Source organism: [Clostridium] aminophilum DSM 10710 (genome assembly GCF_000711825.1).
GTDB classification, from domain to species: Bacteria; Bacillota; Clostridia; order Lachnospirales; family Lachnospiraceae; genus Clostridium_R; species Clostridium_R aminophilum.
Window position 1 is genome coordinate 264,488 of the sequence record NZ_JONJ01000002.1, and the last position, 12,800, is coordinate 277,287.

At 51.4% G+C, this 12,800-nt stretch carries 13 protein-coding genes; 2 read left to right on the forward strand and 11 right to left on the reverse strand.

Features of this window, described 5'->3' with window-relative positions; translation table 11 throughout:
* Window positions 1-4: 4 nt before the first annotated feature.
* The 3 genes from recG to BR86_RS0103185 form a co-directional block, all read right to left on the reverse strand.
* A complete protein-coding gene (gene recG, locus BR86_RS0103175; RefSeq protein WP_031471557.1) occupies window positions 5-2,062 on the reverse strand; it encodes an ATP-dependent DNA helicase RecG in 2,058 nt (685 codons plus the stop codon).
* 207 nt (window positions 2,063-2,269) lie between these two features.
* Window positions 2,270-3,958, reverse strand: coding sequence for a DAK2 domain-containing protein (locus BR86_RS0103180; RefSeq protein WP_031471558.1), 1,689 nt, complete (start codon window positions 3,956-3,958; stop codon window positions 2,270-2,272).
* A gap of 14 nt (window positions 3,959-3,972) precedes the next feature.
* Complete coding sequence (locus BR86_RS0103185; RefSeq protein WP_031471559.1) at window positions 3,973-4,329, reverse strand: Asp23/Gls24 family envelope stress response protein; 357 nt, start codon at window positions 4,327-4,329, stop codon at window positions 3,973-3,975.
* Window positions 4,330-4,520: 191 nt separating this feature from the next.
* On the opposite strand from BR86_RS0103185, the gene rpmB reads away from it, so the two are divergent.
* On the forward strand, window positions 4,521-4,706 hold the full coding sequence (gene rpmB, locus BR86_RS15505; RefSeq protein ID WP_074649291.1) for a 50S ribosomal protein L28: 186 nt from the start codon (window positions 4,521-4,523) through the stop codon (window positions 4,704-4,706).
* A gap of 283 nt (window positions 4,707-4,989) precedes the next feature.
* Here the strand turns inward: rpmB and BR86_RS0103190 are convergent, their stop codons facing one another.
* The 8 genes from BR86_RS0103190 to BR86_RS0103230 form a co-directional block, all read right to left on the reverse strand.
* On the reverse strand, window positions 4,990-5,400 hold the full coding sequence (locus BR86_RS0103190; RefSeq protein ID WP_031471560.1) for a GerW family sporulation protein: 411 nt from the start codon (window positions 5,398-5,400) through the stop codon (window positions 4,990-4,992).
* A 43-nt stretch (window positions 5,401-5,443) separates the two neighbouring features.
* On the reverse strand, window positions 5,444-6,424 hold the full coding sequence (locus BR86_RS0103195; RefSeq protein WP_031471561.1) for an ICP22 family protein: 981 nt from the start codon (window positions 6,422-6,424) through the stop codon (window positions 5,444-5,446).
* Window positions 6,421-6,723 carry a hypothetical protein gene (locus BR86_RS0103200; RefSeq protein WP_031471562.1) on the reverse strand — a complete coding sequence of 101 codons (303 nt, stop codon included), beginning with the start codon at window positions 6,721-6,723 and terminating at the stop codon, window positions 6,421-6,423. Before BR86_RS0103200 ends, BR86_RS0103195 begins: the two co-directional genes overlap by 4 nt.
* A gap of 187 nt (window positions 6,724-6,910) precedes the next feature.
* Window positions 6,911-7,453: a CDP-diacylglycerol--glycerol-3-phosphate 3-phosphatidyltransferase gene (gene pgsA, locus BR86_RS0103210; protein ID WP_031471563.1), complete on the reverse strand. Its 543-nt coding sequence runs from the start codon at window positions 7,451-7,453 to the stop codon at window positions 6,911-6,913.
* A gap of 27 nt (window positions 7,454-7,480) precedes the next feature.
* The gene (gene rimO / locus BR86_RS0103215) at window positions 7,481-8,842 is read right to left on the reverse strand and encodes a 30S ribosomal protein S12 methylthiotransferase RimO (RefSeq protein ID WP_031471564.1); all 1,362 of its coding nucleotides are present in this window, start codon (window positions 8,840-8,842) and stop codon (window positions 7,481-7,483) included.
* A gap of 87 nt (window positions 8,843-8,929) precedes the next feature.
* Window positions 8,930-9,175, reverse strand: a complete 246-nt coding sequence (gene rpoZ, locus BR86_RS0103220; RefSeq protein WP_031471565.1) for a DNA-directed RNA polymerase subunit omega — start codon at window positions 9,173-9,175, stop codon at window positions 8,930-8,932.
* Window positions 9,176-9,194: 19 nt separating this feature from the next.
* A complete protein-coding gene (gmk, locus tag BR86_RS0103225) occupies window positions 9,195-9,815 on the reverse strand; it encodes a guanylate kinase (protein WP_031471566.1) in 621 nt (206 codons plus the stop codon).
* A 79-nt stretch (window positions 9,816-9,894) separates the two neighbouring features.
* On the reverse strand, window positions 9,895-10,773 hold the full coding sequence (locus tag BR86_RS0103230; RefSeq protein ID WP_031471567.1) for a YicC/YloC family endoribonuclease: 879 nt from the start codon (window positions 10,771-10,773) through the stop codon (window positions 9,895-9,897).
* Window positions 10,774-10,989: 216 nt separating this feature from the next.
* Between BR86_RS0103230 and BR86_RS0103235 the strand changes: the two genes are divergently transcribed.
* Entirely contained in the window at window positions 10,990-12,738 is a 1,749-nt protein-coding gene (locus tag BR86_RS0103235) for an Rqc2 family fibronectin-binding protein (protein WP_031471568.1), read from the forward strand.
* The last annotated feature ends 62 nt before the right edge of the window (window positions 12,739-12,800 follow it).

A 12,800-nucleotide genomic window follows, 5' to 3' on the forward strand; every position in this document is an offset into this window, starting at 1 on the left:
CCGATCAGAGATTGATCTCCCGGAATTTATCTTCGAGATAACCGTCCAGCATTCTCTTTAAGTCGGCGTTCTCCTCTTTTTCCAGCTTCGGGTCCCGCTCCAGAAGGTCTCTGGCTTCGGCGGCGGCCGTCTTCAGAACTTCCGCATCGGTGTAAATGTCTCCGAGCCTGAATTCCAGTTCGCCGGACTGCCGGACACCGAACAGATCTCCCGGCCCCCGGAGTTTCAGGTCCTCCTCTGCGATATAAAAACCGTCATCCGATTTCTTCAGAATCTCCAGGCGCTTTCCGGCATGGTCGTCACCGGAGCCGTTGACCATGATGCAGTAAGACTGCGCGTCTCCTCTCCCGACGCGGCCGCGGAGCTGATGGAGCTGCGCAAGGCCAAACCGTTCCGCATCCTCGATCATCATGACGGTTGCATTCGGAACATTGATGCCAACCTCAATGACCGTGGTGGAGACGAGCACATGAATCTCTCCCGCCGCAAAGGCCTCCATGATGCGGTTTTTCTCATCCGTCTTCATCTGTCCGTGAAGAAAGGCGACTCGAATGCCGGTCCCCTGATACTCCGCCGTCAGTTTCTCCGAATAATCCAAAACATTTTCCAGATCCTGCATTTCCCCCGGCTCTACCATGGGACAGATCACATAGGCCTGATGCCCTTTCTGAACCTCTTTTGCGATGAACCGCCATGCATTGGGCCGATAATCCGTTCCGACCACCGCATTCCGGATCGGAAGGCGCTTTGCCGGCAGTTCGTTGATGACAGAGATATCCAGATCTCCGTAAAGGATGATGGCAAGTGTCCTCGGAATCGGCGTGGCACTCATAACCATCACATGCGGCTCTGTGCCCTTTTCCTCCAGGACGGCTCTCTGATTGACGCCGAAGCGGTGCTGTTCGTCGGTGATCACCAGCGCCAGACGGTCATATTTCACATTTTCCGAGATCAGCGCGTGTGTGCCGATGATGAGATCCGCCTCGTGGTTCCTGATTTTTTCCAGTGTTTCCCGCTTTTCCTTTGCCTTCATGGAACCGGTGAGAAGAACCGGCGTAAAATGAATGTCGTAGGTCCGCAGGAGTTCGGTGACGGACTCGAAATGCTGTTTTGCCAGAACCTCCGTCGGCGCCATAAGGGCGCCCTGATACCCGTTTGACGCACATTCGAGGAGCGCAAGGACCGCGATAATCGTTTTGCCCGATCCCACATCTCCCTGTACCAGCCGCTTCATCACACGGCCTCCGGTCAGGTCACGGAAGATCTCATTTAAGACCTTTTTCTGGGCTCCGGTCAGCTCATACGGAAGAAGATCCAGGACTCTCTGTGCCGTTCCGGTGATCCGGAAGCGGTTCCGGCTCATCACATCCTCTTTTTTCTCTTTCAGAAAACGCGCGGACAGTGTGAAGAGGAAAAACTCATCGAACACCAGCCGCTTTCGGGCATACATCAGTTCATCCCGGTTTTCCGGAAAATGTATCCGTTCGATGGCAAAATTGTACTCCGCAAGACCGTATCGGGACCGAAGCGATTCCGGAAGATATTCCCGTGAGAGGTCGCGGGTCTCAAAGATCTGTTGTACCGTTTTTGCGATGGTCTTGTTTCCGAGGCCTTTCGTCTGCGGATAGATCGGCTGAAGCGTCCCCTCCTTCGACCGGTACTGTTCTTCGGTAAAGATTTCGGGCTGTTCGAGGGTAAGACGACCTCTTTTTTTCGCGATGTGTCCGCGGAACACGAAGGTATTTCCCGCCGGGAGCTGTTTTTTCAGCCAGGGCATATTGAACCAGACCACGGATAGGGAAATGCCGTCCTCCTGCACATTGATTGAGGTGACCGGAAGCTTTCCGTATCGCAGAAGATCCGGGTCCTTCTTCAGGGTGATCCTTACGGCGGCCTGCGTATCGGGGATCAGCTCACGTAACGTCACCGGAGCCTTGTATTCGTCATATGCTCTGGGATAGAAATGAATCATATCCTCCGTCGTTCTGACACCGAGGCGTGCAAAAAGCTCACCGGTCTTTGCGCCGATTCCCTTTAATTCCGTGATCTTATGTCCTCTCATGAGTTCTCTCCCGTTTCTGATAAGACGATTGCATTTCTCGCCGCCAGCATGAAACAGCGTGGTGAAACCGCAAAAGATAAGTCAGATTCGCTCGAATCGGGCAAATCATTTTCCAGCTTTCGCAATTCTGCAAAAAGCCTGCAGCAGGATATCCCGCCGCAGGCTGTATCGTCGTATTTTCGCTCTTTTCCCCGCGTAACGTCTTTCTTATTCCACCGAAAGAACGTAATAATATACCGGCTGACCGCCGTTATGAAGTTCGAATTCGCATCCGTCGAATTCCTTCTTCGCCAGTTCGCACAGGCTCTCCGCTTTTTCTTTCTCCGCTTCTTCGCCGTAATAAATGGTAACCAGCTCGGAGTCCTCATCGATGAGCTCGCGAAGCGCCATGAGAGCGGTATCTTCGATCTCGCGTCCGACCGCAACCAGACCGTTGTCGCCGATGGCCATGATATCGCCATGATTGATCGGCTTTCCGTCGATTGTCGTGTCACGAACCGCGTAGGTGATCTCACAGGTCTTTACGCCGGCAATCTCATCGGTCATGATCCCGAGATTCTCCTCCGGACTCATCTCCGGCACGAAATTGATGATTGCCTCGACGCCCTGCGGAACGGTCTTGGTCGGAACCACAACGATCCGGCAGGATTCGCAGATATCGCGGGCCTGATTGGCCGCAAGAATGATATTGGAGTTGTTCGGGAAGACGTATACCACATCGGCATTCGCATTCTCACACGCTCTCAGAATATCGTCGGTGCTCGGATTCATGGTCTGTCCGCCGCTGATGACGTCGGTTGCGCCGATGCCGCGGAAGATCTCTGCCATGCCGTCGCCAGCGCATACGGCAATCATTGCATACGGAAGTCTCTCCTTCGGAGCGGCTGCCTTCTTCGCCTCTTTCGCTGCTTTCTGCTCTTTTGCCAGTTTTTCCGAATCCTTGATCAGCTTTTCCTGATGCTCGACACGCATGTTATCGATCTTCATATTGGTCAGGAAGCCGTAGCCGAGAGCTTTCTGAATCGCGTTACCCGGCTCGTTCGTGTGAACGTGAACCTTGACAATGTCATCCAGAGAGACAAATACGATGGAATCACCGATGGATTCCAGATAACTGCGGAATTCGTCCTGCTCCTGCTCGCTCATCTCTTCTTTGGTGTTGATGATGAACTCAGTGCAGTATCCGAACTTGATATCCGTGTTTTCAACGGCACTGTAATCCGCTCCGGCGTGGTCGGTAACCGGCTTCACGCCTTCCGGCATCAGCTCGCCGAGATCCTCACCCCTGAGGCCGGCCAGAACGCCCTTTAACACGGTCATGAGTCCCATGCCGCCGGAGTCCACCACGCCGGCTTCCTTCAGCACCGGAAGAAGATCCGGCGTCTTCTGAAGCGTCTCATCGCCGTGGGCAATCACCTTCTCGGCAAACTCAATTACGTCGTCCGTATCGAAAACCAGCTCCGCCGCCTTGTCGGCCATGCCTCTGGCAACCGTGAGAATGGTTCCCTCTTTCGGTTTGATAACCGCCTTATACGCTGTCTCCGTTGCTCGGCCGAACGCATTGGCAAGCGTTGTGACGTTGATGGTATCGACCGTCTGGATCTCCTTGGAAAAACCACGGAACAGCTGGGAAAGAATGACACCCGAGTTTCCTCTCGCTCCGCGAAGGGAACCGGAAGACATTGCCTTTGCCAGTTTCTCCATCGTCGGATCTTCGATTGCGGCAACTTCTCTCGCCGCCGAAAGGATCGTCATCGTCATATTCGTTCCCGTGTCACCGTCCGGTACCGGGAATACATTTAGCTCGTTGATGAACTCTTTATTCATTTCCAGATTTTTTGCGCCGGAAAGAAACGCTTTTTTCAGCGTCTGCGCATCGACTGAATTCATAACCACAAGTCTGGTCCTCCTTAATCTATCACTCTCACGCCTTCGACGTAGATGTTAATCTTGTCGACAGTCATGCCGGTGAATTCCTCGACCTTGTACTTGACACTTTCGATCAGGTTATCCGCAACAGTAGCGATGCTGACGCCGTATGCTACGATTACATGGAAATTGATGCTAATGGAATTATCATTAATGCTGACATTAATGCCGTGTGTCAGGCTATCTCTTCGAAGCAGTTTTACAAGACCGTCTTTCATATTAACAGCGGCCATACCAACGATACCGAAACACTCGACCGCTGTCGTGCCTGCGTACATGGCAATTACTTCCGGGTCGATGGTGATCGAGCCTAATTTGTTGTCTATGCGTCCTTTCATTATGACAGCCTCCGTTCTTTCATAATATGATTCACCATAATTCGTGATGATGTGAGTATAACCTATTTTGAGTAAAAAGAAAACAATTTTTTAGATTGCACTTGCAATAGCGAAAAGATTCTGCTATTATATCATCGTTATGGACTTTGGAAATGAAGTCCTACGATCTTCAGTAAGGGAGGTGCGATAAGATGGCAAAATGTGCAATCTGTGAAAAGGCTGCTCACTTCGGTAACAATGTGAGCCATTCACATAGAAGATCCAACAGAATGTGGAAGGCAAACGTTAAGTCCGTTAAGGTTATTACCGATAATGGTCCGCGCAAGATGTACGTATGTACTTCCTGCCTGAGATCCGGGGCTGTAGAGCGTGCTTAATCAAGCTCACATACATTCGTGTGATTTAAAAGAACCGCCTTCGGGCGGTTCTTTTTCTGTCCTGAGACTGTTTTAACAGAAAACATTGAAAATGAATACGGATCGCGGGAAAACGCCCCGCGGATCAATGCGACATCTGCCACTCTTCGGCGATCGCATCCCGCGGGTCGTATTGTTACAGAATATCACAGAGAAAACACAGAGAAATGATCTGTTTCAAAAAGAAACGCGCAGAAGAACGATTCGCTCTTCTGCGCGCTTTCTTTTCTCACAGCGTCGGATTTTATTCCGCACTGGTCTCGTCTTTCATCTCTTCGGCAATATTCTCGGCCTGGTGAACCGCTTCATCGGTCACCTGATTCTTCTTTGTGAAACGGTTGATCAGATCCGGTACCATGTCGACAACCTTGGTAACTGCATCCTGATGCTTGATGCTGACAAGCTTGGTCGCTCCGTTCTGAATGACCAGTACCGCGGACGGTGACATTTTCGCATTCAGTCCGCCTGCTCCGTCATTCTTGGAATCCTTGTTGAACGCGCCGGCTGCCATCCCGCAGCTGACATCAATCAGCGGAACGATCACCGTCTCCTCGTCAATATGGACCGCTTCTCCGACCACAGTCTTCGATGTGACAAACCGGTCCATGCCGTCAAAAAGTGCCTTTACCGTATCATTAAAATGGTTCTCTGCCATCGTTAGCCTCCTGTATAAATATGTATCAGTATACCATAAAACATCAATGATGCATGAGCCGTTTCAGCCATTTCCGGAAATTCCGATCAAAGAACATGCGCAGAACGATCCATAGAACCGTTCCGATTCGCACACGTCCGGTTACCGTAAGCTCGCCGTCAAGGCAGTTCCGGTCAAAATAAGGGGTGACGGACACGCATCCCCGGTAAAACGGATACAGAAATGCGCATGCTTCGAGGACGCGAGCTGTCGTCTCCGGATCCTCAAATCCGAACGAGACATATCCATCCGCCTTTCGAGGAAGAATATGACCGGCCAGCCGCCTGATCTGACGCAAAAGCAGCCGGACCGTCTTCCGGTTCTTCTCATCTCCGATCACCTTCCGTATATACCGGTATTTCTTCTCCATCCGGCGCCATTTTTTCCGTATATTCCGGACGGCGGAAGAAATCTTCCGGATCAGCCCGGAAAGAATCCGTTCCAGCCATTTTGTAAACGAGAGTTTCTTTCGGCATCGCTTCTTTTTTTCCGGGAGCTTTTCTCCCTTTTCGGTTTTCTCCGGAAGTGACTCGTGGACGAGATCGTCCGGAGAGGCATTTCCCTCCGGCAGCGGTTCCGTTTCCTCATCCCTTTTTTCTCCTGAGGATGAGGAGTCGCCGAGAGAAAACGCTTCTTCAATGCTTTCCTCTTCGTTTCCGGTAACGGTGCCATCTTCATTTCCCGCAGCGGTGCCTTCTTTATCTCCGTCAGTGTCATCCGGCTCCGCGTGATCGGAAGCGGCAAAGACATGGCCGGCGATCTTAAGAGTGTAAAAAACATCTTCCCGGTAACCGATCGTAAGATGAATCAGATGCAGAAGCCACGTGATGTCGGCGACCCCTTCGGGCTTTTCGTGATAACTGCCGCGGGCGCGGTAACGGACCGGAACCAGCAGAACCGTGAACAGAATCGCAAGGACCGTTCCGAACAGGATCAGAAGAAGAATCCCGATGATTTTCAGAACAGTCAGCAGCACGCCCGTCACAGAAAGGCCTCCAGATTAAAATTGCCGTGATCCCGGTACATTGCTGCAACAATCGATCCGGCCAGTTCGCAGGCCTCATCGTAGCCTTTTGCTGCTCCGATGATCAGCGCATCGCGGTAAATCCCGTGTTTTTCCGACAGTGCAGCAGCCGGGAGAATATCCATAATATTCCCAGGATTGGAACTGGGCACAAGAACATACAGCCCATCCACCCATTTCTGATGCCGGATGCGCTGCAGTACCGTAAATCTGTGTTTTGCGGCCTTCGGGCCGAGAAACAGCTTGTCATACATTCTCATGTCGTCTGGTATTCCTTATTCTTTATGCCATACCGCTTCATTCCCGATTCCGATGTCCTCTTCGGCCCGCGGCCGGAGACTACCGAATTTTTTGAGAATGAGGATCATTCCGTGTTTATTGTATCAAAATATCCGGGCTCCGTCCATATCCGCTGTCTGCGGACAGGAACCGGAAACCCGGATAAGGTCAGATATCTCCTTTCAGGAGAATCTGATAATTTTTCGCAATGTAATCCACCAGTGAGATGATCGTAAGAATCAGGGCGATCCAGGTGCAGGCTGCGGTAGCCGGAGCGAGAACAGGGATGTCGAGAATCATCAGAATCACTGCGATCATCTGAAACGTTGTCTTGAATTTCCCCCAGTAGCTTGCGGCAATCACAACGCCGTTGTCCGAAGCGACCAGCCGAAAACCGCTGATGATAAACTCTCTGGAGATGATCACCACGACCATCCACGCCGGAATGGCGTCGAGATCAATCAGGCAGATCAGTGCGGAGCAGACCAGAAGCTTGTCCGCCAGCGGATCCATGAATTTTCCGAAATCCGTGACCATATTGTGTTTTCGCGCCATCCGCCCGTCGATGAAATCCGTCAGGCTGGCCACAACAAAGATCAAGAGTGATATCATGCGGAATGTATGATTTTGACCATGTTCGAGAAGCAGAAAAAACACGAACAGCGGAACCAGAAGTACGCGCAGTGTTGTCAGTTTATTCGGCATATTCATCGTAATACTCCTCCTCAAATTTGCGGATCAGTCCTCTTCTTCGTCGTCCCAATCGGCAATCTCCTCGCCGATCAGATCATAACCGTCGCTGTCGGTGACGGTACACCGGATAAAATCACCGCTCATCAGATCCCGCTCCGAGTGAACAAAGATCTGACTGTCAATGTTCGGCGCATCCATGTAGGTACGGCAGGTGTAAACGCCGAAGCCGTATTCTTCCTCCGGCATACGGCCCTCGACCATCACGCGCATCTCGCTTCCGATCTTTTCTTTTTCTTTCCGGAAGGCGATCTCCTGCTGAAGTGCCATAATCTCGTCTCTTCTGCGTTCCTTTACCTCTTCCGGAATCTGATCTTCCATCTGCGCTGCCGGAGTATCCTCCTCCTGCGAGTAGGTAAACACGCCGAGACGGTCGAACTCAACCTCGCGGACAAAATCCATCAGGATCTGATGATCTTCCTCGGTCTCTCCCGGGAAACCGGAGATCAGCGTGGTCCGGAGCGCAACATCCGGAATCAGCTCACGGATCCTGCGGATTCGTGAAATGATCTCGTCATGAGTGGTTCTTCTGCCCATGCGTTTCAGAATGCGGTCGCTCGCGTGCTGGATCGGAAGATCGATATAATGACAGACTTTCGGCTCTTTGGCGATCGCTTCAATGATCTCGTCGGTGATCTCTTCCGGATAACAGTACTGCAGACGGATCCATTCGAGACCGTCGATGTGTCCCAGTTCCCGAAGAAGGGTCGGAAGCATTTTCTTCTGCGACAGATCGGTGCCGTAGAGCGTCGTCTCCTGCGCTACCAGAATCAGCTCCTTCACGCCGTTTTCCGCGATCTTTTTTGCCTGTGAGATCAGCTTCACCATCGGTTCGCTGCGGTACGGACCGCGAAGATACGGGATGATGCAGTAGGTGCATCTCTTATTACAGCCTTCGGCGATCTTGAGGTAGGAATAAGCGGAACCGGTAGTGAACACACGGTGGTCATCCTCCGGCATTCTTGAGAGGTCCTCATATACTTCAATGTGCTTTTCCCCGTCCTGAAGACGCTTCAGAACCTTGCTGATCTCGCCGTATGTCGTGGTTCCGAGCACGGCATCCACTTCCGGAATCTCCTTCAGCACTTCTTTTTTGTATCGCTCTGCCATGCAGCCGGTCACCACCAGTGCCTGACATTTTGCGTCCTCTTTCAGATGGGCCATTTCGAGTATGGTGTTTATACTTTCCTCTTTGGCCGCGTCAATGAAAGCACAGGTATTGACAATGACAACATCCGCCTCCTGATCGTCATCCGTGAGCTGATACCCGTCTTTGGTCAGAAGACCGAGCATCATCTCGGAATCCACGAGATTTTTATCACAGCCAAGTGAAACGCATAAAATTTTCATGTAAACAGAACCTTTCAGTCAAATAAAACACCACCACCGTCCAGATGAGCGGTGATGGCATTGTCAGAATTGAGTTTCCGGAGAATATCAATCGATATCCGCGTTATCATCCTCAGAAAGAATCTGAACCTTTCCCTGATAAATCTCATCAATGGCGATGGAAAGCGGCTTTCTGCCCTTCGGGTCCACTAACGGCTCATCGCCGTCGATCAGCTGTCTTGCTCTCTTCGCAGCAGCGATTACGATGGAATAGCGGCTCTCAACAACCGGCTCCTCCTGACCGGAATACTTGTTTGCTGCATCTACCAGTTCATTGAAAGACGGACGTAACATCATAATGTAAATTCTCCCTTCAGAATTGTTTCATCTGTTCCTTAATATTGTTTACCAGCTCCAGATGGTTTCCCATCCTTGCATGCGCTGCCATGATCACTCCGTGAAGCTCCTCGGCACAGCGATCAATGGAGTCGTTGACCAGAAGATAGTCATACTGTTCCATTCCTCTGGATTCTTCATCCGCGCGCGCAAGGCGCTTCCGGATTGTCTCCATATCTTCCGTTCCGCGGCCGATCAGACGCCGTTTTAATTCTTCGGCATCCGGCGGTGTGACAAAGATCAGGATGGTATCCGGATACTTCTCCTTCACCTGAAGCGCTCCCTGCATCTCGATTTCAAGAAGCACATCCTTTCCCTGATCCAGCTGATCAAAGACATACTGTTTCGGAGTTCCGTACGAGTGATCCACATACCGCGCATATTCCAGAAAACCGTCTTCTTCGATATGCCGGTCGAATTCTTCCTGTGTGTGGAAGAAATAGGATACTCCGTCTTCTTCTCCCTCACGCGGCTTTCTGGTTGTCCACGACACGGAAAGTGCATAATTGTCGTATTTTTCAAGGAGCGCCTTCATCAGCGTTCCTTTTCCCGAACCGGAAAAGCCCGAAATCACCGCTAATACACCGCGATTATCCATTGTAACACTTCTTTCTGTGATATATTTGCGAAAAAAGATCGTCCGTCGCCAGGTACTGCCTGACAGACAGGCACCCTCTTTATTCCAGATTCTGGATCTGTTCGCGGACTTTTTCAATTCCCGTCTTCAGCAGGATCGCCCGGTCACTGACCGAAATGTCATTCGCCTTTGAGAGAATCGTGTTCGCCTCACGGTTCATCTCCTGCGCAATAAAGTCAAGTTTTCTGCCGACGCTGCCGCCCTTCTCGAGTTCTGCTCTCGTCGAGCCGATATGACTCTTTAAGCGGACGGTCTCCTCATCGGTACAGATCTTATCGGCATAGGCGGTCACCTCTGTCGCAATCAGACTCTCATCCACATGCGTTCCGCCGATGAGTTCCTTCACTTTATCGAGAAGTTTTGTGCGATACTCTTCGACAATTGCCGGAGATCTCTCAATAATCTCATCCACCAGAACCGACATCTCTTCAAGCTTTGCAAGCATATCCGCGCGAAGGTTTTCACCCTCACGGACTCTCGCTTCCACGAATTTCTCCGCGGCGCTTCGGACAACCGGTTCGAGGATCTTCCAGAGATGCTCTTCATCGTCGCCCTCTTCCTCCATCAGAAATACTTCCGGGAGAGAGGCCATCCGGCTTGTCGTGATATCATTGGCAATTCCGAATTCCTCTGTCATCTGGCCGAAATATTTTACATATTCCGCTGCCATGCCGCGGTTGTATTTCAGAGAAACGCGGTTCTCCGCATAGTCCTCATAGTTGATATAGACATCGACTTTTCCGCGCTCCATATACTCTTTGAGCACGGCACGGATTTGCGCTTCCAGAGAATTGAACCGTCTCGGCATCTTGATGGAAAGGTCGAGGTATCTGTGATTGACTGCCTTCATTTCAACAGCCATACGGTATTCCGGAGTGATCACTTCACTTCTTCCAAAACCCGTCATACTCTTTACCATAATGAATCACCTCTGATTTTCATCCATAGTTCTTGATATTATACTTCGAATCCGGAATCCCGTCAACCACCTCCGGGCCTTCGCTTGCCGCCTCTCTGCGATTATGTTAAAATGTAGATCTGTGCAGCGTGAAAAACCGGCACGGAGAACCCTGTGCTTCCGGATCCGCTGTCTTCATTTATCTCATGGAATATATAAAGAAAGTTGTGAATCAATATGGCATTTGACGGCATTACCGTAGCCGCTCTGGTACGGGAATTCAACGATCGCCTGACCGGCGGTCATATCTCAAAAATCGCGCAGACGGAAAAAGATGAGCTGCAGCTCACCGTCAAGGCGCCGGACCGGAAAAACATCCGTCTGACGCTCTCGGCCAATGCATCTCTTCCGCTCGCGGCCATCACCGAAGACGGCAAACCGTCTCCGCTGACCGCGCCGAATTTCTGTATGCTTCTTCGCAAGCACCTTGGCGGCGGACTGATCAAAAGCATCACCCAGCCGGGACTTGAGCGATGCATCCGCTTTGACGTGGAACACCGCGATGAGATGGGCGATCTTGGAACCAAAACTCTTGTCATCGAGTTGATGGGAAAATACAGCAATATTATTTTTATATCGGATGACAATGTCATCATCGACGCCATCAAGCACGTTCCGGTCTCGCTGTCATCGGTCCGGGAAGTTCTGCCGGGAAGACCGTATTTCCTTCCGAATACCGTCGGAAAAACCGATCCTCTCGAAGCGTCGGAGGAGAGTATTTTCAATGTCCTTTCGGCCTCCAACATGCCGGCTGCCAAAACCCTCAGCGGCACCTACACCGGCATCAGTCAGTCCATTGCCTCTGAGATAGTCCATCTCTCCGGCGTGGATGCGGACCTTCCGGTGTCCGGACTGTCCGAGGCCGCCCGAGTGCATCTGGCCCACAGCTTCCACCGGCTGATGGAGGATGTGACTGCCGGGGCATTTTCGCCCTGCGTCCTCTATCAGGGGGAGGAACCGGTGGAATACTCCGCGTTTCCGATCACCCGTTTTCCGGAAGATTCCCACATGATGGCCATGACTTCCATGAGCCGTGTCATCGTGACATACTATCGCGACCGCGATGTGACCAGCCGGATCCGCCAGAAATCCGCAGATCTTCGGAAGATCGTATCCAATCTTCTCGAAAAAGACTATAAAAAACTCGATCTGCAGGAAAAACAGCTTGCGGATACGGACAAGAAAGACAAATATCGCATCTACGGCGAACTGCTGAATACGTACGGATATGAGCTGAAGGGCGGCGAAAAGTCGCTTACCTGTACCAATTACTATTCCGGTGAGGAGGTCACCATCCCGCTTGATCCGCAGAAAACCGCTCAGGAGAACGCCCGGAAATTCTTTGACCGCTACGGGAAACTCAAGCGCACACAGGAGGCACTGTCCGTTCAGACCGCGGAGACCAGACAGGAAATTGAACATCTGGAATCCATCTCCACCTCCCTCGAAATTGCGCTGAAGGAAGAAGATCTGACGCAGATCCGGCAGGAGCTGACGGAATACGGTTTCATCCGTCACCACGGCCCGCGCACAAAGAAAGAAAAAGTGACCAGCCGCCCGTTCCATTACATTTCGAGTGACGGCTTCGATATGTATGTCGGGAAAAACAACTATCAGAATGAAGAACTCACGTTTAAGACCGCTTCCGGCAATGACTGGTGGTTCCACAGCAAAAAAGTTCCGGGGTCTCACGTCATCGTAAAAACCGGAGGCCGTGAGATGACCGACCGTGCCTTCGAGGAAGCCGGTGCGCTGGCCGCCTATTACAGCAAGGGGCGGAATGCGGACAAGGTCGAAATCGACTACGTTCAGCGCAGAGAACTCCGCAAGGTTGCCGGTGCCGCTCCCGGTTTTGTCATTTACCACACCAACTATTCCCTCATGGCTGTTCCGAAACTTTTGATCCGGGAGGCCGAGGAAAAATAATCTTTTCTGTATTCCAAAAAACGGCCCGTACCGTTTGAAGACGCAAGACTTCGAACGGTACG